Annotated in this window: 21 protein-coding genes and 1 pseudogene; 13 read left to right on the forward strand and 9 right to left on the reverse strand. The window is 69.2% G+C overall.

Annotation, left to right across the window (positions count from 1 at the left end; all coding sequences use genetic code 11):
- Positions 1-6 precede the first annotated feature (6 nt).
- The 9 genes from ybeY (at position 7) to era (ending at position 7,964) form a co-directional block, all read left to right on the forward strand.
- A complete protein-coding gene (gene ybeY, locus ACIHCQ_RS10065) occupies positions 7-504 on the forward strand; it encodes an rRNA maturation RNase YbeY (protein WP_399659784.1) in 498 nt (165 codons plus the stop codon).
- Positions 501-1,805 (forward strand): hemolysin family protein, encoded by a 1,305-nt coding sequence (locus ACIHCQ_RS10070; RefSeq protein WP_399659786.1) that lies wholly within the window; start codon positions 501-503, stop codon positions 1,803-1,805. The genes ybeY and ACIHCQ_RS10070 overlap by 4 nt, the downstream gene beginning before the upstream one ends.
- Entirely contained in the window at positions 1,802-2,155 is a 354-nt protein-coding gene (locus tag ACIHCQ_RS10075; RefSeq protein ID WP_399659789.1) for an MmcQ/YjbR family DNA-binding protein, read from the forward strand. The genes ACIHCQ_RS10070 and ACIHCQ_RS10075 overlap by 4 nt, the downstream gene beginning before the upstream one ends.
- A 107-nt stretch (positions 2,156-2,262) precedes the next feature.
- On the forward strand, positions 2,263-3,024 hold the full coding sequence (locus ACIHCQ_RS10080; protein ID WP_399659792.1) for a hypothetical protein: 762 nt from the start codon (positions 2,263-2,265) through the stop codon (positions 3,022-3,024).
- Between the two features lie 77 nt (positions 3,025-3,101).
- Complete coding sequence (locus tag ACIHCQ_RS10085) at positions 3,102-3,455, forward strand: cytidine deaminase (protein ID WP_399659795.1); 354 nt, start codon at positions 3,102-3,104, stop codon at positions 3,453-3,455.
- Positions 3,456-3,788: 333 nt separating this feature from the next.
- Positions 3,789-4,268, forward strand: coding sequence for a hypothetical protein (locus tag ACIHCQ_RS10090; RefSeq protein WP_399659798.1), 480 nt, complete (start codon positions 3,789-3,791; stop codon positions 4,266-4,268).
- Positions 4,269-4,454: 186 nt separating this feature from the next.
- Positions 4,455-5,804, forward strand: coding sequence for a beta-xylosidase (locus ACIHCQ_RS10095; RefSeq protein WP_399659801.1), 1,350 nt, complete (start codon positions 4,455-4,457; stop codon positions 5,802-5,804).
- Between the two features lie 244 nt (positions 5,805-6,048).
- Positions 6,049-7,002 carry a WxL protein peptidoglycan domain-containing protein gene (locus tag ACIHCQ_RS10100; RefSeq protein ID WP_399659803.1) on the forward strand — a complete coding sequence of 318 codons (954 nt, stop codon included), beginning with the start codon at positions 6,049-6,051 and terminating at the stop codon, positions 7,000-7,002.
- Positions 7,003-7,013: 11 nt separating this feature from the next.
- The gene (gene era, locus ACIHCQ_RS10105) at positions 7,014-7,964 is read left to right on the forward strand and encodes a GTPase Era (protein WP_399659806.1); all 951 of its coding nucleotides are present in this window, start codon (positions 7,014-7,016) and stop codon (positions 7,962-7,964) included.
- Between the two features lie 194 nt (positions 7,965-8,158).
- On the opposite strand, the gene ACIHCQ_RS10110 is transcribed toward era, so the two are convergent.
- The gene (locus ACIHCQ_RS10110) at positions 8,159-8,425 is read right to left on the reverse strand and encodes a protealysin inhibitor emfourin (RefSeq protein WP_399659808.1); all 267 of its coding nucleotides are present in this window, start codon (positions 8,423-8,425) and stop codon (positions 8,159-8,161) included.
- Between the two features lie 25 nt (positions 8,426-8,450).
- The gene (locus ACIHCQ_RS10115; RefSeq protein ID WP_399659811.1) at positions 8,451-9,521 is read right to left on the reverse strand and encodes a M4 family metallopeptidase; all 1,071 of its coding nucleotides are present in this window, start codon (positions 9,519-9,521) and stop codon (positions 8,451-8,453) included.
- Positions 9,522-9,831: 310 nt separating this feature from the next.
- On the opposite strand from ACIHCQ_RS10115, the gene leuA reads away from it, so the two are divergent.
- Together leuA and ACIHCQ_RS10125 are read left to right on the forward strand one after the other, a co-directional pair.
- A complete protein-coding gene (leuA, locus tag ACIHCQ_RS10120) occupies positions 9,832-11,625 on the forward strand; it encodes a 2-isopropylmalate synthase (RefSeq protein WP_399659815.1) in 1,794 nt (597 codons plus the stop codon).
- Positions 11,626-11,835: 210 nt separating this feature from the next.
- A complete protein-coding gene (locus tag ACIHCQ_RS10125; protein WP_399659818.1) occupies positions 11,836-12,528 on the forward strand; it encodes a TerB family tellurite resistance protein in 693 nt (230 codons plus the stop codon).
- Between the two features lie 208 nt (positions 12,529-12,736).
- Here ACIHCQ_RS10125 and ACIHCQ_RS10130 read toward each other — a convergent pair.
- The 6 genes and pseudogenes from ACIHCQ_RS10130 to ACIHCQ_RS10155 form a co-directional block, all read right to left on the reverse strand.
- A pseudogene (locus ACIHCQ_RS10130) lies at positions 12,737-13,303 on the reverse strand (RNA-guided endonuclease TnpB family protein); the annotation flags it as partial.
- A gap of 466 nt (positions 13,304-13,769) precedes the next feature.
- The gene (locus ACIHCQ_RS10135) at positions 13,770-15,818 is read right to left on the reverse strand and encodes an RICIN domain-containing protein (protein WP_399659820.1); all 2,049 of its coding nucleotides are present in this window, start codon (positions 15,816-15,818) and stop codon (positions 13,770-13,772) included.
- Between the two features lie 102 nt (positions 15,819-15,920).
- Positions 15,921-17,972, reverse strand: coding sequence for a beta-galactosidase (locus ACIHCQ_RS10140; protein WP_399659822.1), 2,052 nt, complete (start codon positions 17,970-17,972; stop codon positions 15,921-15,923).
- A 125-nt stretch (positions 17,973-18,097) separates the two neighbouring features.
- Positions 18,098-19,432: an ABC transporter substrate-binding protein gene (locus tag ACIHCQ_RS10145; protein WP_399659824.1), complete on the reverse strand. Its 1,335-nt coding sequence runs from the start codon at positions 19,430-19,432 to the stop codon at positions 18,098-18,100.
- Positions 19,433-19,542: 110 nt separating this feature from the next.
- Positions 19,543-20,484: a carbohydrate ABC transporter permease gene (locus ACIHCQ_RS10150; RefSeq protein ID WP_399659827.1), complete on the reverse strand. Its 942-nt coding sequence runs from the start codon at positions 20,482-20,484 to the stop codon at positions 19,543-19,545.
- A 2-nt stretch (positions 20,485-20,486) separates the two neighbouring features.
- Positions 20,487-21,404, reverse strand: coding sequence for a carbohydrate ABC transporter permease (locus ACIHCQ_RS10155; RefSeq protein ID WP_399659830.1), 918 nt, complete (start codon positions 21,402-21,404; stop codon positions 20,487-20,489).
- Positions 21,405-21,857: 453 nt separating this feature from the next.
- Between ACIHCQ_RS10155 and ACIHCQ_RS10160 the strand changes: the two genes are divergently transcribed.
- Positions 21,858-22,850 (forward strand): LacI family DNA-binding transcriptional regulator, encoded by a 993-nt coding sequence (locus ACIHCQ_RS10160; RefSeq protein ID WP_399660040.1) that lies wholly within the window; start codon positions 21,858-21,860, stop codon positions 22,848-22,850.
- A 55-nt stretch (positions 22,851-22,905) separates the two neighbouring features.
- Here the strand turns inward: ACIHCQ_RS10160 and ACIHCQ_RS10165 are convergent, their stop codons facing one another.
- Complete coding sequence (locus ACIHCQ_RS10165; protein ID WP_399659833.1) at positions 22,906-24,273, reverse strand: FAD-dependent oxidoreductase; 1,368 nt, start codon at positions 24,271-24,273, stop codon at positions 22,906-22,908.
- Positions 24,274-24,809: 536 nt separating this feature from the next.
- Here ACIHCQ_RS10165 and ACIHCQ_RS10170 point away from each other — a divergent pair.
- A complete protein-coding gene (locus ACIHCQ_RS10170; RefSeq protein WP_399659836.1) occupies positions 24,810-25,577 on the forward strand; it encodes a hypothetical protein in 768 nt (255 codons plus the stop codon).
- The last annotated feature ends 29 nt before the right edge of the window (positions 25,578-25,606 follow it).

The following is a 25,606-nucleotide window of genomic DNA, read 5'->3' on the forward strand; positions in this document are numbered from 1 at the left end:
AGCACCATGTCGATCGACGTCAACAACGAGTCCGGAACAGAGGTCGACGAGCAGGCGATCCTCGATGTCGCCCGCTACGCGCTCGCGCGGATGCGCATCCACCCGCTCTCCGAGCTCTCGGTGATCGCCGTGGATGCCGCCGCCATGGAGCAGCTGCACATGCAGTGGATGGACCTCCCGGGTCCGACCGATGTCATGTCCTTCCCGATGGACGAGCTGCGTCCGCCGGCCAAGGACGACGAGGAGCCCCCGCAGGGGCTCCTCGGTGACATCGTGCTCTGTCCGGAAGTAGCCAAGAGACAGGGCGAAGAGGCCCCGACCCAGCACTCCATGGACGAGGAGCTCCAGCTCCTGACCGTCCATGGAGTGCTGCATCTGCTGGGCTACGACCACGAGGAGCGGGACGAGAAGGCCGAGATGTTCGGCCTTCAGGCCGCGATCGTCGACGGCTGGCGGGCGGAGAAGGGCCATACAGGCCCGTCCCCGGCGCCGACCGTCTCATGACGACCGAGCTGCTTTTCGGGGCGGTCCTGCTGGTTGTGGTCGCCTGGCTGGCGGCCTGCGCGGAGGCCGGTATCGCCCGCGTCTCCAGCTTCCGGGCCGCCGAGGCCGTACGCAACGGCCGCCGCGGCTCCGCGAAGCTCGCGGAGGTCGCCTCCGACCCCACCCGGTATCTCAATGTCGCCCTGCTGGTGCGGGTGGCCTGCGAGATGGCGGCCGGGGTGCTCGTCACGTACGTCTGCCTGGAGGAGTTCGGCGAGAACTGGGAGGCGCTGGTCGTCGCCATCGGGGTGATGGTGCTCGTCTCGTATGTCGCGGTGGGCGTATCGCCGCGCACCATCGGCCGCCAGCACCCGCTGAACACCGCGACGGCCGCCTCGTACGTACTGCTTCCGCTCGCCAGGATCATGGGCCCCATCCCGCAGCTGCTGATCCTCCTCGGCAACGCGTTCACGCCCGGCAAGGGCTTCCGCAAGGGCCCGTTCGCGAGTGAGGCCGAACTGCGGGCGATGGTCGACCTCGCCGAGCAGGAGTCGCTGATCGAGGACGAGGAGCGCCGTATGGTGCACTCCGTCTTCGAGCTCGGTGACACCCTCGTACGCGAAGTGATGGTGCCGCGTACGGACCTGGTCTGCATCGAGCGGTACAAGACCATCCGGCAGGCCCTGACGCTGGCGCTGCGCTCCGGCTTCTCGCGCATCCCCGTCACCGGGGAAAACGAGGACGACATCGTCGGCATCGTGTATCTCAAGGACCTGGTCCGCAAGACGCACATCAACCGCGAGTCGGAGGCGGATCTCGTCTCCACGGCGATGCGGCCCGCGATGTTCGTGCCCGACACCAAGAACGCGGGCGATCTGCTGCGCGAGATGCAGCAGAAGCGCAGCCATGTCGCGGTTGTCATCGACGAGTACGGCGGCACGGCCGGGATCGTCACGATCGAGGACATCCTGGAGGAGATCGTCGGCGAGATCACGGACGAGTACGACCGTGAGGTGGCGCAGGTCGAGGAGCTGGGCACGGGCCGGTTCCGGGTCACCGCGCGCCTGGACATCGATGATCTGGGCGAGCTGTACGGCCTTGACGAGTTCGATGACGAGGATGTGGAGACCGTGGGCGGACTGCTGGCCAAGGCCCTGGGCCGGGTGCCGATCGCGGGCGCGTCCGCGGTGGTGGACCTGCCGGACGGGCGCGCGCTGCGGCTGACCGCGGAGTCCCCGGCCGGCCGCCGGAACAAGATCGTTACGGTGCTGGCGGAGCCGGTGGAGGCCGCGGGTCGGCCCGAGGGGAGTACGGCAGCATGAAGGCGCGGGAGTTGCGGGCGTTCTGCCTCGAATTCAACGCGGCGGTGGAGGAGTTTCCGTTCGGTCCTGAGGCCTCGGTCTTCAAGGTCGCGGGGAAGATGTTCGCCCTGTCCGTGCTGGACGGGCAGCCGCTGACGGTCAATCTGAAGTGCGACCCGGACATCGCGGTCCGGCTCCGCGAGGAGCACCCGACGGCGATCGTGCCCGGCTGGCACATGAACAAGCGCCACTGGAACACGGTGACAGTGGAAGAACTGCCGGACGCGATGATGCGGGAGCTGATCGAGGACTCGTACGACCTGGTGGTGGCCGGGCTGCCGAAGGCGGAACGGCTGCGCCTGGACCGGTGACGTGGCCGGTTGCGGGCTGAGCTGGGCAATTGTGTATCCTCTGGCGGTTATCCGGGGAGGGGGGAAGCTCCCCATGAGCATTCGTAACTATGGGGAGTCACCACTTCATGCGTACTCATATACGTCGCGGCACGGCTGTCGCTGTCGCTGTTTCCGCGCTGTTCCTGACCGCGGCCTGCGGCGGCTCGGACAGTTCCTCCGACGACGACAAGAAGCCGACCGGCACGGCGAGCGAGGCCAAGGACACTGCTGCTGAGGCGCCCGCCGATGGCGCTCCGCTGACGGCCGCACAGCTCAAGGCCGCGACGCTGGAGGTCGCGGACCTGCCGGCCGACTGGAAGGCCAAAACGGTTCCCGTGGAGGACCTGCAGGAGCCCAAGGCGGACAAGCCCGCCTGCCAGCCGATCGTCTCGCTGTTCGCCACCAAGGTCGTCGGCGCCACGATGGGCAAGGACGCGGACTTCAAGTTCAAGGAGAGCGACGACGCGAGCCTGAGCGAGAGCGTCTTCACCTTCCCCGGCACCGGCGCCGCTGACTTCACGAAGGCGATCGGTACCGCGCTGGCGAGCTGCCCCGATGTCGCCTTCACTCAGGACGGCGAGAAGGCCACCTTCAAGCTCGAGAAGCTGTCGATTCCTACGGTCGCCGAGGAGTCGCACGCCTTCCGGATGTCGATGGACATGGGGGAAGTGGGGACGTACAGGCTCGACATTCTGGTGGCCCACCAGGGCACCGGTGCCATCCGCGCCGCGTACATCCCCACGCCGACCAACCCGATTGACAAGCCGGACACCCCGGCCAAGGTGAACCCCTTCGACGACCTGGCCAAGCGCATGGGCGACAAGCTGGTCAAGGGCGCCAAGAGCTGATCGGTCGGAGCTGACCACTTCACGCTGACGCGTCGGCCGCCCGGGGTCTTCCCGGGCGGCCGATCTATGCTCACCCCATGACCCAGAGCACCGACCTCAGCCCCGAAGACCGCAAGATCATCACGCTGGCGCGCTCCGCCCGCGCCCGCAACGCGGTGCCCGAGGGCGCGGCCGTACGGGACGAGACCGGCCGTACGTACGTCGCCGGGACCGTGGCGCTGGACTCGCTCAAGCTCAGCGCGCTGCAGACCGCCGTCGCCATGGCCGTCGCCAGCGGCGCCCAGTCCCTGGAGGCCGCTGCCGTCGTCTCCGAGGCCGACACCGCCTCGGACGCGGACCGTGCCGCCGTACGGGACCTGGGCGGGGCCGCGACGCCGGTGCTGCTGGCCGGTCCGGACGGGATCCTCAAGGCCTCGGTCACAGCGGGCTGACGACCGCCGCTATCCCAACTTCCTTAACAATCACGGCACTTTCCCTTGCAATCGTTGGCTGGTTGCGCATCAATGAACAGCAGATCAACCGACGGACCGTCAGATTTACGGGGCGGCCCGGTCCGGGACGCGGGAGCCGCGGTCCCGTCCCGAGTCGGCTGTCCCTCGTTCCGTGCAGCGTGCGCACCCCGCTCACGGACGGTCCGAGCGCATCCTTCACGCAGCCCTGCCCCGCTGCGCCGTGCCCGTGTGCCCGTACGTCCGCATGCCCGCGCGGCTCCGTGGCGGCGCGGCTGCCAACCGACTCCCTGAAACGTGAAAGGGGAAGAATCCATGCGAGGCAGCAAGTCAGGCATTGGTGTGGCAGTGGCGGCGGGAGCTCTGGCCGTTACCGCTCTGGCGTTCGCCCCGGCGGCTGCGGCCGTCGCGCCGTCGTCGGCGACGGCCACGTACGACTGCGGGATCTGGGGCGGCGGTGCGGCGACGCTCGCCGCCACCCAGAGCGGCACGGCGGCGACGATCACGATCACCTCGGCGGTGAAGACGCCGGTCGCCGTCGGTGCGGACACGATCGACGCGAAGCTCACGCTTGCCAAGAACGGCACCGGCACGACGCTGTTCACCGGCAAGAAGAACCCCGCCCTCGCTGCGAACGCGTCCGTCAAAATTGGCCCGCTGAGCGGGACCGTCGCCTCCGGTGACAGCCTCGACTCGTACTTCGACGGGACTGCGCTCCAGATGACGATCTTCGGCGTCGGCGTGAGCTGCGACGCCACGACGGGGCAGTCGCCGGGCCCCTTCATCTTCAGCTGAACTCGTTCCGGCTCCAGGGACCGGCGTCACCTTCCGGTGGCGCCGGTCCGATATTGACAGCATCTGATGGGTCATCAGACACTGCATTTCGCTTCCATTGACTTCTCACCGCCCCCGCCCGTCAATGGCCCCCTGCCGCCGCGGAAGAGCCGCCGCGTCCGCACTTTCATCAGGAGGGGGCCAACCATGCTGTCAGCCACCCGAAGACCCCGCCGATCCGCCGTGGTACGACGGCGGTGGACCGCCGCGCTGGGGGCCGTCGCCCTGGTCGCGGGCACGGCCTCACTCGCCGCGCCCGCCTCCGCGCTGGCCGTGGCCGCCGCGCCGGTGGACTTCGCGACCCACTGCGTACCGCCGCCCATCGCCGGAATCCCGCCCATCGACGGCACCACGACCGCCGAGATCGCCGTCGACAGCCACGCCCCCAAGGTGGGCGACACGGTCACCGTCACCTACACCGTCGCCAAACCCGCCGCCGCCAACCCCGTCGACCTCGCGCTCCCGGCCGACATCATGACGCCCACCGGCAAGGTCACCCTCGGCGGCGCGCAGTCCGGCAGCCTCACGGTCACCGGCCCCAAGAAGAACCCGCCCGTCCCCGGCAAGGGAGCTTTCCCGCCGTTCTCGATGACCGGTACGTTCACGGTCACCGCGCCCGGCTCGATCACCCTCTCGCCCGGCGACTACAACATCCACACCAGCTACATCATGGAGCTGGACACCCCCTGCACGGTGATCACCCCGCCCGCACCCGTCTCCGAGACGATCACCGCCACGAACCAGCCCGGAGCCAACGAGCGCGCCATCCGGCTCGCCACGGCCTCCGGTAAGCCCGGCGACCGGGTCACCGTCACCGGAACCAAGTTCACCCCGCTGGCGAGCATCACCGTCGCCGGGCGGGCCGGACCCGCCGAGACCGCCGACAAGCTGACCTTCACGGCCAACGCCACCGGCGGCTTCACCGCGCGCCTCGCCGTCAAGGACAAGGCGACCACGGGCATCGTCGCGTACGAGGGCGCCGCCTGGGCCGCGGAGTCGGGCGCGGGCCCGGCCGCGTACACCGTCATTGACGACACTCCGCTGCCCGAGAACAGCCAGAAGCTCAACATCTCGGTCGCGGCAGGCACCCTGTCCATGTCCCAGGCCGGTGACGCCGTCGCGATGTCGGCCGTCAACTTCGGCAACGGCGGTGCTTCCACCGGCGATCTGAAGACGGTGACGGTCAAGGACTTCCGCGGCGGCCCCGCGGGCTGGTCCCTGACCGGCAAGGTCACCGACTTCACCGGACCCGGCGGAAGGATCGACGCGGGCGCGCTGAGCTGGACACCGGTCTGCGCCACCAAGCAGGGCAGTCCCAGCACCTGCGCGGCGGGTTCCGCGGGCGTGGTGGGCAGCGCGGGCGCGAGCCTGGCGTCCACCCCCAATGGGGCGCTGACGGGAGGTGAGTTCACCGTGGACGCGAAGGTCTCCCTGAACGTCCCTGCGTTCACGCCCCCGGGCGCGTACGCAGCCGTACTGACCCTCACGCTCACCTGATCCCGATCTTGACCCTCTGACCCACACCCGGCGAGTGAGCCGAAGGGGCGCGCGCGGGTGTCGAAAGTGGAGAACGCGCGGAGGCCGCGCGGAACGAGCGGTCGAGCACGATCGACCGTCGACACACGCTTTGCGCCCCGGTGGGGGTCCCCCCGCCGAAGGTAGGGGGAGGGAGCCGAGCCACAAAAAAGGGGGGCCGGGCGCGCACCCGCCTGGTCCGCCTCAACCCCGGGGGCCCGTACCTATGCGCAAGTTCTGCCTCACCCTGCTGCCGGTCCTGGCCGCGCTGCTGCTGTCCGCGGTCCCGCCCGCCCACGCCGCCGACAACGGCAACTGGTCCGTCTACCCGAGCTCGGCGGAGCTCGGCAATCGGCCGTACTTCTACCTCTCCGCCGATCCCGGCACGACCCTCACCGACCAGGTCACCGTCACCAACAAGACCGCCGCGCCGCTGACCTTCCGGCTGTACGCCGCCGACGCGTACAACACCGAGCGGGACGGCGGCTTCGCCGTGCGCACCCAGCGGGAGAAGCAGCGCGGCGTCGGCGCGTGGGCCAGGCCCGAGCGGGACCGGGTCACCGTCCCGGCGCGCTCCTCGGTCACCGTGCCGTACACCCTCACCGTCCCCGAGGGCGCCGAGCCCGGTGATCACCCGGGCGCACTGGTCGCCCTCGACGAACGCATCGCCCCCTCCTCCGGCTCGGTCGCCGTCTCCGTCCAGCAGGCCGTCGGCGCACGCGTCTACCTGCGCGTGAACGGGCCCACCGTGCCCGCGCTCTCCGTCGAGGACGTCCGGCTCACCCACGCCAAGCCACTGGTGCCCGGCACCGGCGAGAGCAGCACACTCATCTCGTACACCCTCCACAACCGCGGCAATGTCACGCTCAGCCCCAAGGTCGCCCTCAAGGCCGAGGGACTCTTCGGCCGCGATCTGCTCAACCGGAACCTGAAGAAGATTCCATCCGAACTGCTGCCGCGCCAGAAGATCCGCCTCACCGAACGCTGGGCGGGCGCACCCCAGCTCGAATGGGGCGATATCAGGCTCACGGCCAGCGCGCGAGGCGTGCGCGAGTCGGCCGGAGCGTCGTTCTTCGCGCTGCCGTGGCTCGTCGCGGCGGTGGTCGCGGCGGCCCTCGCAGGGACCGGTGTATGGCTCAGAGTGCGCCATGGACGGGCACGCGTGCTTGGGGACGCGTGACATCAGGGACAATGGGCGCCATGAGCGCTCGTACCCAGCACAGCAACGCCCCCCACCGGGCAGGCTTCGCCTGCTTCGTGGGCCGCCCCAACGCGGGCAAGTCCACCCTCACGAACGCTCTGGTCGGTCAGAAGGTGGCGATCACTTCCAGCCGTCCGCAGACGACCAGGCACACGGTGCGCGGCATCGTGCACCGCCCGGAGGCGCAGCTGATCCTGGTTGACACCCCGGGCCTGCACAAGCCGCGCACGCTGCTCGGGGAGCGCCTCAACGACGTCGTACGCACGACCTGGTCCGAAGTCGACGTGATCGGCTTCTGTGTGCCCGCCGACCAGAAGCTCGGCCCCGGTGACCGTTTCATCGCGAAGGAACTCGCGGGGATCAAGAAGACCCCGAAGGTCGCGCTGATCACCAAGACCGACCTGGTCGACTCCAGGACGCTGGCCGAGCAGCTGATCGCGATCGACCAGCTCGGCAAGGAGCTGGGCATGGAGTGGGCGGAGATCGTTCCGGTCTCGGCGGTCTCCGGCGACCAGGTCCAGCTGGTGGCCGACCTGCTGATCCCGCTGATGCCGGAGGGCCCGCCGCTCTACCCGGAGGGCGACCTCACGGACGAGCCGGAGCAGGTCATGGTCGCGGAGCTGATCCGCGAGGCGGCGCTGGAAGGCGTACGGGATGAGCTGCCGCACTCCATCGCGGTGGTCGTCGAGGAGATGATCCCGCGCGAGGACCGCCCGGCGGACAAGCCGCTGCTGGACATCCACGCGAACCTCTACATCGAGCGCCCGAGCCAGAAGGGCATCATCATCGGCCCGAAGGGCAAGCGCCTGAAGGAGGTCGGCACGCAGTCGCGCAAGCACATCGAGGCGCTGCTGGGCACGCCGGTCTTCCTGGACCTGCATGTGAAGGTGGCGAAGGACTGGCAGCGGGACCCGCGGCAGCTGCGCAAGCTGGGCTTCTGAGGGTCTGGGGGCGGGGCGGTAGCCGCAAGTGTCCGGCCCTGGTCGGGGGCGCTGCCCCCGAGCCCCCGCGCCTCAAACTCCCCCTACTCCCCCTACTCCCCCTACGCCCTGAGGGCGTGGGGGGACCCCCAGAGGGCGTGGGGGGGACCCCCAGCGGGGCTGGATTTCCAGCCCCACCGGCGTTCGCGGCGGTGTCAGGAGCCTTCCTTGAGGACGAGCGAGATCAGCTGCCGCTGTGCGTCCGTCAGCCGGGGATCCGCGCAGTAGACCGTGCGCCCGTCAACCGTCAGCTGGTACGTGAACCCGTCCGGCACCCCGATCGGCGGCGTGTCCCGGCCGTCGGCGACTGCCTGGTCGGCCAGGGCATGCCACTGGCTCGCATCGGTCCGCCCGGAGGTGTCCACCTCCGAGAACCGCTCGATGCCGGCGAATCCTCCTGTGCGCCTTACCTGGATAACCATGGTTCCTGTCTAGTACGAGAACGGCTCAGTTGGTAGCAGCCACCCCCACCTGGGACCACGCTTTCAGCAGAGCGTCCAGCTCTGCCCCCTCGCCGTAGCGGGAGCGGGCCGCGGCTGCCGTGAGGCGCGCGAACTCGGTGAACTCCGCGGTCCGCGTCAGCTCGCCGCCGGTCAGCACGTCGTACCAGATCTGGCCCGCCCGTTCCCACGCATTGCCGCCCAGTGCGGTGGCGACCAGGTAGAAGGCGCGGTTCGGGATGCCCGAGTTGATGTGGACACCGCCGTTGTCGCGGCCCGTCGTGACGTAGTCCTCCATCTTTCCGGGCTGCGGGTCCTTGCCGAGTACATCGTCGTCGTACGCCGTGCCCGGCCCCTTCATCGAGCGCAGCGCGACCCCCGTGACATTGGGGCCCAGCAGACCCTTGCCGATCAGCCAGTCGGCCTGGTCGGCGGTCTGCCCCAGGGAGTACTGCTTGATCAGCGAGCCGAAGACGTCCGACAGGGACTCGTTCAGCGCGCCGGACTGGTTGAAGTACTCCAGGTTCGCGGTGTACTGCGTGACACCGTGGGTGAGCTCGTGCCCGATTACATCCACGGGCAGCGTGAAGTCCAGGAACAGCTCGCCGTCGCCGTCGCCGAAGACCATCCGGTGGCCGTCCCAGAAGGCGTTGCCGTACTTCTCGCCGTAGTGGACGGTCGCGTTCAGGGGCAGGCCGTTGTCGTCGATGGAGCGACGGCCGTACGCCTTGAGGTACAGCTCGAAGGTCGCGCCGAGGCCCGCGTGGGCGCGGTTGACCGTCGCGTCCTTGCTGGGCTTGTCGTTCTCGGAGTGCACCTTCTTGCCCGGCAGGGTCTCCTGGTTCTCGGCGTCGTAGATGGTGCGGTTGGGTTTGTCCGATACGGCTTCGCTCGCGGCCGCGGCGAGGCCGCGGACCGTGGTGATCCGGCGCCGGGTGCGCTGGAGAGCGTCGTGCTCCAGGGTGCGGGCGGCGGACTGGGCGATCGCGGGGTCCCCGGCGCGGGCCAGTTTGTCGAGGACATGGGGCGGCACGATGGTGCAGAAGACCGGGTGGTCCCGGTGGGCGTTGACGTCCATGTGCGGGACTGTGGCACTGAGTCATGTCCTTGTCACTACCTGCCACCATCATTGACGAAATGGAGTGATGGATCACCGTTTGGACCGCGCTTTGCCGCGGAATGTGCGTCCCGCATGCTGATACGGGACCGTCGGGCCCCTCAGGTCTCGGCTAGGCTGCGTCGCATCATGCGTTTTGGGCTGCTTCTCCTTAGCTGCCGCGGCGAGGGCCTGTAGTCGTAGGCCGACCCCCTCCCCGCGGGATCTGGTGCTGCTTCGACCCAGTCGGTTGGCCGTCCTTCCGCAGGACCTCCCGAGGAGCCCCACGCAAATGTCTGAGAATTCCGCCAGTCCTGTTGGACGGCCCACGCCCATCACCACGGCGACCCACACTCAGAAGCCGTCCGGGATGCCGATCCACAAGTACGGCCCGTACGAGGCCGTGGACATCCGCGACCGCGCCTGGCCGGAGAACCGGATCACGCGGGCGCCCCGCTGGCTGTCCACCGATCTGCGCGACGGCAACCAGGCCCTGATCGACCCGATGTCGCCCGCCCGCAAGCGCGAGATGTTCGACCTGCTGGTGAAGATGGGCTACAAGGAGATCGAGGTCGGTTTCCCCGCCTCCGGGCAGACCGACTTCGACTTCGTGCGCTCCATCATCGAAGAAGAGGGCGCGATCCCCGAGGACGTGACGATCTCCGTCCTCACCCAGGCGCGTGAAGAGCTGATCGAGCGCACCGTCGAATCCCTGCGCGGCGCCCACCGCGCCACCGTCCACCTGTACAACGCCACCGCCCCCACCTTCCGCCGCGTCGTCTTCCGCGGCTCGAAGGAGCAGGTCAAGCAGATCGCCGTGGACGGCACCCGGCTGGTGATGGAGTACGCCGAGAAGCACCTGGGCCCCGAGACCGTCTTCGGCTACCAGTACAGCCCGGAGATCTTCACCGACACCGAGCTGGACTACGCGCTGGAGGTCTGCGAAGCCGTCATGGACGTCTGGCAGCCGGAGGCCGGGCGCGAGATCATCCTCAACCTGCCCGCCACCGTCGAACGGTCGACGCCGTCCACGCACGCGGACCGCTTCGAGTGGATGTCGCGCAATCTGTCGCGCCGCGAGTACGTCTGCCTGTCCGTGCACCCGCACAACGACCGCGGCACCGCCGTCGCCGCCGCCGAGCTGGCGCTGATGGCCGGTGCGGACCGTATCGAGGGCTGCCTGTTCGGGCAGGGCGAGCGCACCGGCAATGTCGACCTGGTGACGCTGGGCATGAACCTGTTCAGCCAGGGCGTCGACCCGCAGATCGACTTCTCGCAGATCGACGAGATCCGTCGTACGAGCGAGTACTGCAACCAGATGGAGATTCATCCGCGCCACCCCTACGCGGGCGATCTGGTCTACACCTCCTTCTCAGGCTCCCACCAGGACGCCATCAAGAAGGGCTTCGACGCCATGGAGGCCGACGCGGCTGCCCAGGGCAAGACCGTGGACGACATCGAGTGGGCGGTCCCGTATCTGCCCATCGACCCCAAGGACGTGGGCCGCTCCTACGAGGCGGTCATCCGGGTCAACTCGCAGTCCGGTAAGGGCGGCATCGCCTACGTCATGAAGAACGACCACAAGCTGGACCTGCCGCGCCGGATGCAGATCGAGTTCTCGAAGATCATCCAGGCGAAGACGGACACCGAGGGCGGCGAGATCACGCCCAAGGCGATCTGGTCGGTCTTCCAGGACGAGTATCTGCCCCGCCCGGACGACGCGCCCGACGACGAGGCGGCTCGCTGGGGTCGTATCCAGCTGCGTTCCGGCCAGTCCACCACCGACAAGGACGGCGTCGACACGCTGACCGTCGAGGCGGTCGTGGACGGCGCGGAGACGGTGCTGAACGGCGTCGGCAACGGCCCGATCTCGGCGTTCTTCCAGGCGCTGGGCGCGGTGGGCATCGACGCGCGGCTGCTGGACTACCAGGAGCACACGATGAGCGAGGGCGCGTCCGCGCAGGCCGCCTCGTACATCGAGTGCGCGATCGACGGCAAGGTGCTGTGGGGCATCGGCATCGACGCCAACACCACGCGCGCCTCGCTGAAGGCGGTCGTGTCGGCGGTCAACCGCGCTGCTCGCTGAGCCCGCGGGGTCATCCGACCGTGCCCCCGGACGCGCCTTCGGGCAGCGTCCGGGGGCACGGTGCGTACGGGGCCCGGGGCACCCGCACAGGGAGGGGAATCAGCCATGTCCGCTTGTACAGGCACCCGGATGCTGTCGCCGCTTCACCGCTGTGGCTAACATCACGTCAACACGGCAGCGTTGCCGGAGAGTTACGGAGGTGCGAGCGTCGTGCAGCCAGACCGAGGACCATTCGGCCGAAAGGTGCTGGTCTGCGGCGTCCACACCACCTGGAACACCGTCGGCGACGGCGAGTTCTTCTGCTCCGACTGCGGAGGCGACCGCAATTACCGCCGCCGCACCGGCCGCCGGCGCTTCACCGTTCTCGGCGTGCCGCTGCTGCCGCGCGGTTCGGCCGGGCCCGTGATCGAATGCGCCGCCTGCCACACACGCTTCTCCATGGACGCCCTGGACCACCCCACCACCAGCCGCTTTTCGGCCATGCTGCGCGATGCCGTCCACACCGTCGCGCTGGCCGTCCTCGTCTCCGGCGGCACATCGTCGCGTTCGGTACGGGAGACCGCTGTCGCCACGGTCCGCGCCGCGGGCCTGGACGACTGTACGGAAGACCAGCTCACGGCCCTGATCGAGGCGCTGGCCGCGGACACCGGCCGGTACGTCGCCGACACCGGGCCCTTCGGCGCGGCGCTCGCCATCGAGCTGCACGAGGCGCTGGAACCGCTCGCGCCGCATCTGGCGGCGGCGGGCCGGGAGTCGATCCTGCTCCAGGGGGCGAGAATCGCGCTCGCGGACGGTCCGTACAGCCCGGCGGAGCGCGAGGTGCTGACGACGGTCGGCGCGGCGCTGCAACTGTGCGCGGACGATACGGCGCGGCTGCTGGCGGCGGCGCGTACGCCGTTCTAGCCGCCCCCGGCCGCCCGCCTTCAGCCGCTCGCGTACACCGCGAAGTACACCGTGCGTACTCCCCGGGGAGCAACCCCCGGCGATCGCCATCCCAGTAGTACCCCCATCTCACCCGTCCGCGCGATGAATCGGGCGCTGCCTGACCGCCGCCGCACTCGAAGGCACGCACGCTGAGGGGCAGTTCGGCTTTCACCACACCGCAGCGCGAGCAGGTCTTCGAGGAGGGGAACCAGCGGTCGGCGACGACGAGGCGTGTGCCGTGCCGACGGGTTTTGTAGGTGAGCCGGCGTCGGATCTCGCCGAACGCGGCATCCGCGAGGCGGCGGGACAGGCGGCGGTTGCGGCCCATTCCGGCGACGTTGAGGTCTTCGACGACGACCGTGCCGTACTGGGAGGCGAGGCGGGTCGTCATCTTGTGGAGGGTGTCCTCGCGGAGGTTCGCGACCCGGTGATGGATCTTGCTCCGCGCCTGGTTGGCCTTCTCCCAGCGGTGGGAGGGCTGCTGCCCGGTGGGCCGGTCGGGGCCGCGGCGGCAGGAGATGACCCGGCTGGCGCGGCGCAGCTGTTTCTGTGCGCGGTCCAGGTGGCGTGGGTTGGGTTCCTCGCTGAGGACACCGTCGCTGTCCGCGAGGACCGCGAGGGTCTTGATGCCGAGGTCGATACCGACCGCCGCACCTGGACGGGCCACTTTCACCAGCTGGTGCTTCTGCTCGGCCTGGAGGGACACGAACCAGCGGCCCCGGTCCAGGCATGCGGTCGCGGACAGGATCCGCATGTTCCCCGCGTCGCGGTCATCGCGCCGGCCTTCCCCGTCGCGGGCGAGCTCGAAGACGTACAGCGCGACAACGTGGTTGACTACCTCGTCTACCGCCGTGACGGCGGGCTGACCGCGGCCGACCGTGCCACGGCGGACCGGCAGGTCGGCGAGATTGACGTCGCGCAGCGGCCCGAAGCTGTTCCCTCGAAGGACGGCATGACGCTGATGTACCCGGTGTCGACCACCGAGCCCGGCGCCGACGAGGAGGCGCGCAGCGCCTTCGTCGAGGACGTACGGGCGACCGTGAGCGGCGCCGACGGGCTGAGCGTCGAGGTGTCGGCGGACCCAGCGCGCTCCAGGCCGACATGGCCCCAGAGACGCCGCCTGACGCCGCCCAACACCGGCGCGGGCCGGGTACACCGTGAGGCGTACCCGGCCCGCGCCGGTGGGGATCACCGTCAGACTTACCTCGCTTATGTCAGACCTACGTCACATCAGTGACGGTCCACCGCTGGTTGGTCCCGGAGTTCGGCAGCCAGGTCGAGACCCGCGAGCCGTCCGCCGTGGCCTGCCCGCCGACTTCGAGCAGCCTGCCGGTCTCCGCGTTGACGAAGGTGAAGGTCTTGTCGCCGGTGGTCGACAGGATCCACTGGGCGGCCGTTCCCCGCTCGCCCTCGTCCTTCTCCACTACAGCGGCGCCGTCACGGACCGCCAGCCGGAGCTGGTCCGCCGGGTTGCGCAGCACATAGCGCTCGCGGTTGTCGTTACCGCGCGACACCTTCTCGATCTGCCACTGCTGACCCGTGTCCGCCGCGTTCGTGGTGCGGATGACCGTGCCCGTGGCGTCGTCCGACACATCGAGCGACTTGCCGCTGCCCACGCCGGTCAGCCGGTAGGAGTGGCCCGGCTGGATCAGCGACGCGTTCGCCGCGACGCCCGAGACGCCGGTCACCAGCATGCTCGTCACCGACTCGGCCGGTACGGTGACAGTCGCGCTCCCGTGCGACACCTTCACCGGGGCCTGCTTGACGAGAGCGCCCGCGGCGTTGGTCACCACAGGGGTCACCGTCGCGTTCCGCGCCACCTTGGCGAAGCCGGAGAGGTCCACCGTCACCTTGCGCGGGGCCTGCGAGTCGTTGACATGCACGACCGTCGCGCCGCGCCCGTTCGCCGAGACCGCCGCCGCGCTCGCCGTGTCGTTCACCTTCACCAGCCGGTCGCCGGGCTTGATGAAGTGGGTGAAGTTCCTGGCCGTGTTGAACTTGGTGTTGGTCAGGACCGGGCAGCTGGCCAGGGTGTCCTTCGAGGTGCAGCTGAACGGCACCTGGATGCTGCCCCAGTTGCCGCCCTTCGCCGACTCCGCACCCGGCTTCATGTTGTCGTAGTCCTCCACCGGCTGCCAGAACAGCCAGGCGGTGGGCTCCAGTTCGCGCAGATCGTCCACGATGTGCTTGGCCAGCCCCAGACCGGGCTTCATACTCGTGAAGCTCTGGCCGTCGCCCCAGTCGCCGTCGACCTCGCTCATCCACAGCGGCTTGTCGGCCGCCTTGGCGATGTCCCGGGGAGTGGTACGGCCGCCGGTGCCGTACGTGTGCACATTGAGCTGCTCGACCTGGTCCCGTACGTCCTGCGGGTACGACTCCCAGTTACGGGCGAAGGTCGTCGGGTTGGTCTCGTCCATCGCCGAGATCACCGCGTCGGTCCTGGCCTTGCCCAGCTTGGCGGTGAGCGCCGTGATGACCTTCTGCTGCAGCTCGGGCCCTATGTGCGCGCCCTCCTGGCGGCCACCCACCGGTTCGCCGTCGGCGCCCAGCTTTGTGCCCCAGTAGGAGGTGTTCGGCTCGTTGAACGGGTCGATGGTGTCGACCTTGATCTTGTGCGCCTTCTCCAGCCGGTCCACCGCGCCGGTCATGTACGCCGCGAAGTCGTCCACCGCGTCCGGGCGCAGCTGGTCCTTGCCCGCGTCGAAGTTGCCGGACACATAGCCGCTCTCGGTCATGAACCACGGCGGGGAGTTGCTGAACGCCTCCCAGTGGTCGACCTCCTTGGCGATACGGTCCACCCACCAGCGCTGCGTCGCGTCGGCGTTCTTGTTCCAGTCGGCGGGATCGTCGGCGGACCACCAGGTGGTGTCCTCGCGGGTGGTGCCCGCGGGGGCCTTCCACCAGCCTTCGACCGCGCCGCCCGCGCGCAGGTAGTCCTTGACGTCGGGGGCGTTGCCGCCGCCGACGTTGTACCGGGCGATGTTCAGCGCCAGGCCCTGGTCGCCGAAGACCAGCTGCGCCAGCCGCTCACGTATCTCGGCGGGGTAGTCGCCGGTCGCGTTGGCGAACCAGACGAGGCTGGTGCCCCAGCCCTCGAACTTCTGCCCCTGGTAGGAGGGGTCCGGGCGTACGGTGACGGCCGAGGGAACCTCGTCCGCGGCCGAAGCCGCCGCCGCGGCGGGCAGTGGGCCGGAGGCCAGCGCGCCGCCGGTGGCGAGGACGACGGCGAGTGCCGCCGGGAGGAACCGGATCGTTCGTGGTCGCTTCAACGTGATCTTCCCTAACCTGTTCAGTCAATCGGGGGAGAACTGCCGACATGCTCGAAGGTGGTGCTGAAGGTGGTCCGGTGAGTTCCTCCTGTCTCACCTGTCTCAGCGGCGTACCACCGCGACGCCGCGCGGGCCGAGGACAAGGGGCCCGCGCTCCTGGGGGTTGTCGGCCGGGGTGAGCAATTCGCCGTCCACGCCCGGAAGTTCGACGGGCTCGTCGGTACGGTTGACGAGGAACCAGTAGGCGGTGCCGGTGTCGCTGTTGCCGCGCACCACCAGCTCGGCCCGGCCGCGGGCGGCCTCGGGCAGCTCGCTGGTGACCCCGGCGCCCGCCAGCAGCCCGGCGAGTACGTCCGCCAGGCCCTCGGCGCCCAGCCGGGTGGAGACGTACGCGGCGGATCCGCGTCCCACCGTGCGGCGGGTGATCGCGGGCCGGCCCGCCCGGTCACCGGAGCTGTAGGCGGCGAGCACCTCGACGGCGGCTTCGTCGGTGACGGTGATCCGGTCGGCCCACAGCGTGCCGGTCAGGCCGTTGTCCAGCGCGACGCTCTCCGCTTCGAGCAGGGGCGCGAACTCCTCGATCCTGATGCCGAGCAGTTCGCGCAGCGCGCCGGGGTAGCCGCCGAGCCAGGCGTGGTCGTTCTCGTCGACCACTCCGGAGAAGTAGGTGGTGACCAGATGCCCGCCGCCGTCGACGTAGCCGGTCAGTTCCTTGGCGAGGGCGCGGGGCACCATGTGCAGCACCGGCGCGACCACCAGGTCGTAGCCGTCGAGCGCCGCGCCGGTGTGGATGACATCGGCCCGTACGCCCAGGGCGAGGAAGGCCGAGTACCAGTCGAGGGCCTCCTGCCGGTAGCGCAGCAGGGAGGACGGGTGGGAGTCCTGTTCGCTGGCCCACCACGACTCCCAGTCGAACAGGATCGCGGCCCGGGCGGGGCTGCGGGTGGATCCCGCGACCTCGGCCAGCTTGCCCAGCAGGCCTCCCAGGGCGGCCACGGAGCGGAACACCTCGCTGTCCTCACCGGCGTGCGGAACCATCGCCGAGTGGTACTTCTCCGCGCCGGCCGCCGACTGACGCCACTGGAAGAAGCAGACGGCGTCGGCGCCGTGCGCCACATGCAGCAGCGAGTCGCGGGCCAGCTCGCCGTCCCGCTTGGCGACATTGACGGGCTGCCAGTTGACCGCGCTGGTGGAGTGCTCCATCAGGAACCACGGCCGCCCGGAGGCGAGGGAGCCGGTGAGGTTCGCGGAGAACGACAGCTCGTCCAGGCTCTGCGGGCCGGGGTGGGTGTAGTGGTCGTTGGATACGAAGTCCACCTCGGCGGCCCAGTCGGCGTAGTGCATGCCCTTGGTCTCGCCCATGACCATGAAGTTGGTGGTCACCGGGATCTCGGGGGTGAGGCGGTACAGCACCTCGCGCTCGGCTCGCAGACAGTCCTTGAGGGCGTCCGAGGAGAAGCGCTTGAAGTCGAGCTGCTGGGTGGGGTTGGGGTGCGAGGCGGCCAGCCGGGGCGGCAGGATCTGGTTCCACTGTGTGTAGCGCTGGGACCAGAAGGCCGTGCCCCAGGCGTGGTTGAGCGCCTCGATCGTGCCGTAACGGGTGGACAGCCAGACGCGGAAGGCGGCGGCCGCGTCGTCGGAGTAGTCGTAGACGTTGTGGCAGCCCAGCTCGTTGGAGATGTGCCAGGCGGTGAGCGCGGGGTGCTCGCCGTAGCGCTCGGCCATCGCGGTGACCAGCTGGAGCGCGTACGTACGGAAGACGGGGGAGGTGGGCCGCCAGTGCTGGCGGGCGCCCGGCCAGACGGTCTCGCCGGCCTGGTTCACCGGCAGGATCTCGGGGTGGAGCGTGGTCAGCCAGGGCGGCGGGGAGGCGGTCGCGGTGGCGAGGTCCACGGCGATGCCGCCCGCGTGCAGCAGGTCCATGATCTCGTCAAGCCACTCGAAGTCCCATACGTAGGGAGCGGGCTGGATACGGGCCCAGGAGAAGATGCCGAGCGAGACGATGTTGACGCCGGCTTCGCGCATCAGCCGGATGTCCTCGGGCCAGACCTCGCGCGGCCACTGCTCCGGGTTGTAGTCGGCGCCATAGGCGAACCCCGGTGTGGGGGCATCGGTGGGCCAACGCAGCCAGCGGGGCGAGGGGGCGCGGGTCATCATGCTCCTTGAAGCGGTTGAGCGGAGAGAATGGGGGGAATTGGGCGTGCCGGAGCGGCGACGGGCGGCCGTGAGGGGGTGCCGCCCGTCGCCGTCTTTCCGGCTGCCGTTGCGAACAGCAGGCGTTACTTGACGGTGAAGCCCTGCTCGGTGCCGTAGGCCTTGGACGCCTTCTGCCAGGCGTCGAGCCCCTGGACCAGGGTCGTGCTGGAGACGTATGCCTTGCCCACGTTGTCGTTGAAGACGCGGTTGGCGTAGACCTGGAAGGGCAGGTACGACCAGTCGGCGGCGACATTGGCGGCCGACTCGGAGAAGATCTTGTTGGCCTCCTGTCCGCCGAAGTAGTCGAACTTCTTGGCCAGGAATTCCGGGGACGTCAGGTCGGCCGTGGTCGCGGGGAACGCCCCGTTCTTGATGCGGGTCTTCGCCCCGGCGCCGGAGGTGGCGTACTCCATGAACGCGTAGGCGAGCTGCTTGTTGCCGCTGGCTTCGGGGATCGTCAGCGCGCTGCCACCGCTCTCGGCGCTCGCCTTCTCGCCCGCCTTCCACTGCGGCAGCGGAGCGACTCGCCAGTCGCCGGAGCCGGCCGCCGCGCTCGACTCCAGGTTGGGCGGCATCCAGGCGCCGGTGGCCAGGGTGGCGATGCTGCCGTCGGCCAGGCCCTTGAACCACTCGTCGTTCCAGGAGGTGACGGGCGCGACCAGCTTCTTGTCGATGAGCTTCTGCCAGGTCTTCGCGTACGTGGTGGAGCCCGCGTCGGAGAAGTCGATGGAGACGTTGGTGCCGTCGACCTTGTACGGGCGTCCGCCGGCCTGCCAGATCAGGCTGGTGGCGAAGCCGGCCTCGCCGGTGTCATTGGTGATGAAGACCTTGGGGTCGGCCTTGTGCAGCTTCTCGGCCGCCACCACGTACTCGTCCCAGGTGGCAGGCACCTTGATGCTGTGCTTGTCGAAGACCTTCTTGTTGTAGTACAGCGCCATCGGGCCGGAGTCCATGGGCATCCCGTAGATGCCCTCACCGGCCTTCACGGCCTTCCACGGGCCGGGGGTGAAGGTCTTCTCCTGCTTGTCCGCGCCGTACTTGGTGAGGTCGGTGATGGACTTGGCGAGCGAGAACTGGCCCATCGCGAAGTACTCGATCTGCGCGAGGTCGGGCACGCCCTTGCCTGCCTTGACCGCGTTCTGGACGGCGGTGTACTGGTCGTTCCCGGTCCCCGCGTTGACCAGCTTGATCTTCACCTTGGGGTGCGCGGTCTGGAAGTCCGCCACGACCTGCTTCAGGGTCGGTTCCCAGGCCCAGATGGTCAGCTCGCCGCCCTTGTCGACCGCCGCGTTGATGTCGGCGGGTCCGCTCGCGTCATCCTCTTTGTCGGAGGAGCCGCACGCCGTCAGGGAGAGGGACAGCGCGAAAACGGACGCCAGCCCGACGCCTCGCAGGGCGTGGCGCTTTGTGTTGATCATCAGTGCATCTCACTTCGTTGTCAGAGAACTGCCGAAAGGAACTGCCGAGGTCGGAAACCGCTGCGTGGGGGGTCACTCAGGAGTGGGGGGCGACATAAGACAGGAATGGCTCACTCCTTTACGCTTCCGGCGGCGAGTCCTGACTGCCAGAACCTCTGGAGCAGGAGGAATGCGGCGATCAGCGGCACGATGGTGAGCAGCGATCCGGTGAGCACCAGGTTGAACACGGCCTCGCCGCCCGCGGTGGCCGCCTGCTCGTTCCAGGAGTGGAGTCCCAGGGTGAGCGGGTACCAGTCCGGGTCCTTGAGCATGATCAGCGGCAGGAAGTAGTTGTTCCACGTCGCGACGATGGTGAAGAGCAGCACGGTGACGATGCCGGGGGCCAGCAGTGGCAGGCACACCGTGAAGAAGGTGCGCAGCTCGCTCGCGCCGTCGATGCGCGCGGCTTCCAGCAGCTCGGCGGGGATCGCCTCCGCGGCGAAGACCCACATCAGATAGAGGCCGAACGGTGAGATCAGCGAGGGGATGATCACGGCCCATGGGGTGTTGGTCAGGCCCATCTCGCTGAACATGAGGAAGGTGGGCACGGCCAGCGCCGTGCCGGGAACCGCGACGGCTCCGATGACGAGGGCGAAGATGCCGCGCTTGCCGGGGAAGTTGAACTTGGCGAGCGCGTAGCCGCCGAGCACGGCGAGGAATGTCGCGCCGCCCGCGCCGAGGACCACGTACAGGAGGGTGTTCAGCAGCCAGCGGACAAAGACGCCGTCGTTGTAGGTGAGGGTGTCGCCGATGTTGCTGAACAGCGCGAAGTCGCCGGCGAACCACAGGCCGAAGGAGTCGAACAGCCCTTCCTGGGTCTTGGTGGCGTTGATCGCGAGCCAGCCGAGCGGCACCAGCGTATAGAGCAGTACGAGGCCGGTGAGGAGGGTGAGCAGGACGCTGCGGCGGGGGCGGCCGGCCGAGTGCCGGGTGCGCGGTTTGCGCAGCGTGGTGAGGCCGCGGGGGCGGTCGCCCTTGCGCGGGGCAACACTGGTCGGGGCGGCGACTGGCATCGTCACGCTTCCTTTCGCATGCCGCGGAGTTGCACGACATAAGCGATGATCATGGTGAGAATGCCCATGACGATCGCCACCGTGGCCGCGTAGTTGTGCTGCTGGCCGGAGAAGGCAAGCGTGTAGGCGTAGAGGTTGGGCGTGAAGTCCGTGGTGATCGCGTTGGGCGCCAGCTTCTGCATGATGCTCGGCTCGTTGAAGAGCTGGAAGCTGCCGATGATCGAGAAGATGGTGGCGATGGCCAGCGCCCCGCGGATGGCGGGAATCTTGATCGCGGTGATGACCCGCCACTGTCCGGCTCCGTCGATCTCCGCCGCCTCGTAGAGCGAGTGCGGGATGACCTGTAGGGCGGAGTAGAAGATCAGCATGTTGTAGCCCACGAACTCCCAGGTCACGATGTTGCCGATGGAGGCGAGCACCAGATCGGGGGAGAGCGGGTCGGGCAGGGTGACGTCGAAGGTGTCGTTGATGTTGCCGACGAGACCGAAGCGGGTGCCGTACATGAAGCCCCACATCAGGGCGGCCACGACGGCGGGCACGGCGTACGGGAGGAAGATCGCGATGCGGAAGAAGTTCTTGCCGTAGAGCCGGCCGCTGTCGATGGCGAGCGCGACCAGCAGCGCGATCCCCAGCATGATGGGCACCTGGATGGCCAGGAAGATGGCGACCCGGCCGAGGGCGTCCCAGAAGATCGGGTCTTCGACGGCGCGCTGGTAGTTGTCCAGGCCGACGAACGAGTTGCCGCCGACGAGCTGGTTCCTGAAGAGGCTCAGGTAGATCGAGTAGGCGATCGGTGCGAGGAACACCAGCGCGAAGACCGCCATGAAGGGGCCGATGAAGCCCCATCCGACCCAGCCGCGCCTTCGCTGAAGCCCCCGTGGGGGGCGTCCCGCCCGGGAGGGCGGTGACAATGCCGTCATTGCTGGTTCCTTGCTGGTCGTCCCGTCCAACCCGGCCGCCGGGTGGAGACGTACGTGACAGGCTCCGTAGCCGATGTGGTTACCGGCTCAGGATGTTTACGTAAACATCGGCTGATGGGATGCTTACATTGCGCCCGGATGACGTCAAGATTCACGCGGGTTTCAATTCAGTTGCGGCAGCAGGGGTGGAGGAAGTAGATCGTGGACAGCGGGCAGACGGACGACCGGGTGGAGGCGGGCCCGGGGGCCGGGTCTGCGGTGGCTGGGGCTGGGGCTGCCGGGACCGCCGGGTCCGCGGGGACCGCCGGGTCCGCGGTGACCGGGTCCGCGGTGACCGAGCCCGCGGTGACCGAGCCCGCGGTGACCGAGCCCGCGGTGACCGAGCCCGCGGTGACCGAGCCCGCGGTGACCGAGCCTGCCGACGTGCCGCCGCGCCGTCGGCGCAGCGTGTCCATGGCGGATGTCGCCCAGCGGGCCGGGGTGTCCTCGCAGACCGTGTCCCGGGTCGCCAACGGCCACCCGGGCGTCGTGGAGAGCACGCGTGAGCAGGTGCTCACGGCGATGCAGGAACTGGGCTACCGGCCCAACAGCGCGGCTCGTGCCCTCAAGCGGGGTGACTTCCGCACCCTCGGGATCATCCTGTTCGGCCTGTCGACCACTGGCAATGTCTACACCCTTGAGGCCATCGCGACCTCGGCGGCGCAGCATGGGTACGCCACCACCCTGCTCCCGGTGGCCGTACCGACCCAGAGCCAGGTGCGCGGCGCGTTCACGCGACTGGGCGAACTGGCGGTGGACGCGATCATCGTGATCATGGAGGTCCACCTGCTGGACGCGGCGACGGTCTCACTGCCGCCCCATGTCGGCGTGGTCGTGGCCGACTCGGACGCCGACGACCAGTACAGCGTGGTCGACACCGACCAGGCGGGCGGCGCCAGGGAAGCCGTACGGCATCTGCTGGAGCTGGGGCATAAGACGGTCTGGCATCTCGCGGGCCCCGTGGAGTCGTTCGCGGCCCAGCGCAGGGCCGATGCCTGGCGGGCCACCCTGCGGGAAGCCGGCCGGGAGGTGCCGGAGCCGCTGCGCGGCGACTGGTCGGCCGACTCGGGATACCGGGCGGGGCTGCGGCTGGCCGCGGAGCCGGGCTGTACGGCGGTGTTCGCCGCCAACGACCAGATGGCGCTCGGGCTGCTGCGGGCGCTGCACGAGAGCGGCCGTACAGTGCCCGATCAGGTCAGCGTGGTCGGGTTCGACGACATCCCGGACTCCGCCTCGTATGTGCCGCCGCTCACCACCGTCCATCAGGACTTCGTGGAGGTTGGCCGCCTGTGTGTCGAGGGCGCGATGCGCCAGATCCGCTCGAACGCGGGGGAGCGGGGCAGGACGCTGGTGCCGACGCGGATGGTGATCCGCCAGTCCACGGCACCGCCGCCGCCGGCCCGCTGAGAGCGGACCGGCGGGTCCGCTCTCAGTCCTGTACGACCTGCACGGCCTGTACGGCCTATACGGCTTCAGTACTCGCGCGGACCATCTCGTCGCGCTCCACGATCTTGACGCGATCACGGCCCTCAGCCGCACCCAGGGCACGCTCGGCGGCGTCGAGCCGGTGCCAGCCCTCCCACGTCGTATACGAGACGCCCCGGCTCTCCAGGAAGCCGACCACGGCCTCCTCGGCGGGCGTGGCGGGCGACAGCAGCCGGTCATTGGCGTGGTCGTCCAGCAGGTGGGCGACCGTCTCGTTGGCGTCGCCCTTGGTGTGGCCGATGAGCCCGACGGGTCCGCGCTTGATCCACCCGGTCACGTACGTGGACGGAAGGTGCTCGCCGCCCTCGATGACACGCCCGCCCTCGTGCGGGACGGTCCCGGTGACGCAGTCGAACGGCAGCTTGGGCAGCTCCTCGGAGAGATAGCCGACCGCGCGGTAGACGGCCTGGATGTCCCAGGTGCGCATCTCGCCCGTGCCGGTGACGTTGCCGGTGCCGTCGAGCTGTGTGCGCTCGGTACGCAGCCCCACGACGCGGCCGTCCTCGCCGACGACTTCGGTGGGGGACTCGAAGAAGTGCAGGAACAGCTTGTGGGGGCGGTCGCCGACGTCGCGGATCGCCCAGTTCTCCAGCGTGGAGGCGACCATGTTGGCCTGCTTGTTGGCGCGGCGGGCGGCGATGGAGCCGTCGTCGTAGTCGATGTCCTCGGGGTTGACGATGACCTCGATGTTCGGCGAGTGATCGAGCTCACGCAGCTCCATCGGGCTGAACTTGGCCTGCGCGGGGCCACGGCGCCCGAAGACGTGGACCTCAAGGGCCTTGTTGGCGGCCAGACCCTCGTACACATTCGGCGGGATCTCGGTCGGCAGCAGCTCGTCGGCGGTCTTGGCGAGGATGCGGGCGACGTCCAGGGCGACATTGCCGACGCCGAGGACCGCGACCTTCTCGGCCTCCAGGGGCCAGGTGCGGGGGACGTCCGGGTGGCCGTCGTACCAGGAGACGAAGTCGGCCGCGCCGTGGGAGCCGTCGAGACCGATGCCGGGGATGTCCAGCGCCCGGTCGGCGTCCGCGCCGGTGGAGAAGATCACGGCGTCGTAGAACGCGTGGAGGTCGTCCAGGTTGATGTCACGCGGGTAGTCGACATTGCCGAAGAGACGTATCTGGGGCTTGTCCAGAACCTGATGGAGGGCGGTGATGATGCCCTTGATACGGGGGTGATCGGGCGCGACGCCGTACCGGATCAGACCGAACGGGGCGGGCATCCGCTCGAAGAGGTCGATGGAGACGCCGGGCTCGGCGGCGGCATCGGACTTCAGCAGCGCGTCGGCCGCGTAGATCCCGGCGGGGCCGGCACCGACGATCGCGACCCGCAGGGGGCGGTCCATGAGGGTTCCCTTCGAAAACGGTGTCCACGGGGAGGCATGGCCCCGGCGGGAGGGCGCGGCGCGTCACGGGCGACGGCTGCGGTCTCGTACGCCACCCTGGCAACGACACTCCCGCTGCGGTACCCGTCCTGTACCTATGGACCCATAAGCCTGGTTTATGAGCTGGTGCCCGAACGGGACCAGGTAAGGACACCCTAATCTGACCCATCTGGCCAGGTTGCACCGCCCCCGGCCGCTCGCGCGTGGCAGGCTGGAATCAAGAGGAATCTGCCGGAATGGGCAGGAATCGTCTGGATCTGACGGGAATTACGGGGACTGATCGCTGGGCCCAGCGCGGGCCCGGAAAGGGCCCCGCCATGAGCGACGCGACAGGCACCGCAGGCACAACGGGATCGGCGGGTTCCGGTAGCCCTGGCGGCCCTGGTGGACCGGGTGGCCCTGCCGGACCCGGAGGTCCGGCAGGCACGGCAGGCACGGCGGGCACGGCATCCGGAGGCGGCCGGCTCCGCGGCGTACTCCACAGCCCGATCGCCGGAATGTCCCCATGGATCATCTTCTCGGTCCTGGTCGGCCCGGGCCGCTTCGAACTGGCGGTGGCCCTCGCCCTGGCGGCGACGGTGGCACTCACCGCCACGGTACGGACCCTGCACCGCGGCAGCTCCCTCAAGATCCTCGAAGTCGCGAACATCGTCTTCTTCGGCGCGATGGTGGTCCTCGGGGCCGTAGCGTCCCCCAGCACCCATACCTGGCTGGAGAGATACGCGGGCGAGATCTCCAACCTCGCGCTGGTGGCCATCGCCTTCGGCTCGATGGCGGTGCGGTTTCCCTTCACCACTCAGTACGCCCGCGAACGGGTCGACCGCCAGTACTGGTACTCGCACGAATTCATCCGTGCCAACTACGTCGTCACGGCCGCGTGGGGCCTGGCCTTCCTGGTGGCGGCGCTCGTGGGCGGCTTCGGGGATCTGGTCCTGCACAACCCGGGCAACCTGTGGACGGGCTGGATCATCCAGATCACGGCGATCGTGGTGGCCCTGCGCTTCACGGAGTGGTACCCGCGACTGGCCCTCAGCCGCACTCTCCCCGGCCGTCCCGGTCCCCCGGTACGCAGCCTGCTGATCCCGCTGGTCGGCCTGATGATCGGGATCGGCATCGTGGTCCTGATCCTGGACGCGGCGGCGTCCTGGTTCGGGGTGGCGCTGCTGATGGGCGGGGTCGTACTGTCCCGGGCGATCAGGAAGGACGTGGAGCTGACGGAAGCCCAGCGCTGCCCGAAGGAACCCCGGCGCCGACGCCTGAGGTAGCCGGGAGCGCCCTGACATCCCGGCACCTT

The sequence above is a fragment of the Streptomyces sp. NPDC052236 genome, assembly GCF_044548015.1.
Classification (GTDB): domain Bacteria; phylum Actinomycetota; class Actinomycetes; order Streptomycetales; family Streptomycetaceae; genus Streptomyces.

Excerpts from the sequence above, each read along its gene's own strand:
- ACIHCQ_RS10145 (WP_399659824.1), bottom strand. The coding sequence starts at position 19,432 with ATGATCAACACAAAGCGCCACGCCCTGCGAGGCGTCGGGCTGGCGTCC.
- ACIHCQ_RS10165 (WP_399659833.1), bottom strand. The coding sequence starts at position 24,273 with ATGGACCGCCCCCTGCGGGTCGCGATCGTCGGTGCCGGCCCCGCCGGG.
- ACIHCQ_RS10110 (WP_399659808.1), bottom strand. The coding sequence starts at position 8,425 with ATGGTTATCCAGGTAAGGCGCACAGGAGGATTCGCCGGCATCGAGCGG.
- ACIHCQ_RS10150 (WP_399659827.1), bottom strand. The coding sequence starts at position 20,484 with ATGCCAGTCGCCGCCCCGACCAGTGTTGCCCCGCGCAAGGGCGACCGC.
- ACIHCQ_RS10095 (WP_399659801.1), top strand. The coding sequence starts at position 4,455 with ATGCTGTCAGCCACCCGAAGACCCCGCCGATCCGCCGTGGTACGACGG.
- ACIHCQ_RS10170 (WP_399659836.1), top strand. The coding sequence starts at position 24,810 with ATGTCCCCATGGATCATCTTCTCGGTCCTGGTCGGCCCGGGCCGCTTC.
- ACIHCQ_RS10085 (WP_399659795.1), top strand. The coding sequence starts at position 3,102 with ATGACCCAGAGCACCGACCTCAGCCCCGAAGACCGCAAGATCATCACG.
- era (WP_399659806.1), top strand. The coding sequence starts at position 7,014 with ATGGGCGCCATGAGCGCTCGTACCCAGCACAGCAACGCCCCCCACCGG.
- ACIHCQ_RS10140 (WP_399659822.1), bottom strand. The coding sequence starts at position 17,972 with ATGACCCGCGCCCCCTCGCCCCGCTGGCTGCGTTGGCCCACCGATGCC.
- ACIHCQ_RS10115 (WP_399659811.1), bottom strand. The coding sequence starts at position 9,521 with ATGGACGTCAACGCCCACCGGGACCACCCGGTCTTCTGCACCATCGTG.
- ACIHCQ_RS10155 (WP_399659830.1), bottom strand. The coding sequence starts at position 21,404 with ATGACGGCATTGTCACCGCCCTCCCGGGCGGGACGCCCCCCACGGGGG.
- ACIHCQ_RS10075 (WP_399659789.1), top strand. The coding sequence starts at position 1,802 with ATGAAGGCGCGGGAGTTGCGGGCGTTCTGCCTCGAATTCAACGCGGCG.
- ACIHCQ_RS10080 (WP_399659792.1), top strand. The coding sequence starts at position 2,263 with ATGCGTACTCATATACGTCGCGGCACGGCTGTCGCTGTCGCTGTTTCC.
- ACIHCQ_RS10100 (WP_399659803.1), top strand. The coding sequence starts at position 6,049 with ATGCGCAAGTTCTGCCTCACCCTGCTGCCGGTCCTGGCCGCGCTGCTG.
- ACIHCQ_RS10070 (WP_399659786.1), top strand. The coding sequence starts at position 501 with ATGACGACCGAGCTGCTTTTCGGGGCGGTCCTGCTGGTTGTGGTCGCC.
- leuA (WP_399659815.1), top strand. The coding sequence starts at position 9,832 with ATGTCTGAGAATTCCGCCAGTCCTGTTGGACGGCCCACGCCCATCACC.
- ybeY (WP_399659784.1), top strand. The coding sequence starts at position 7 with ATGTCGATCGACGTCAACAACGAGTCCGGAACAGAGGTCGACGAGCAG.
- ACIHCQ_RS10090 (WP_399659798.1), top strand. The coding sequence starts at position 3,789 with ATGCGAGGCAGCAAGTCAGGCATTGGTGTGGCAGTGGCGGCGGGAGCT.
- ACIHCQ_RS10160 (WP_399660040.1), top strand. The coding sequence starts at position 21,858 with ATGGCGGATGTCGCCCAGCGGGCCGGGGTGTCCTCGCAGACCGTGTCC.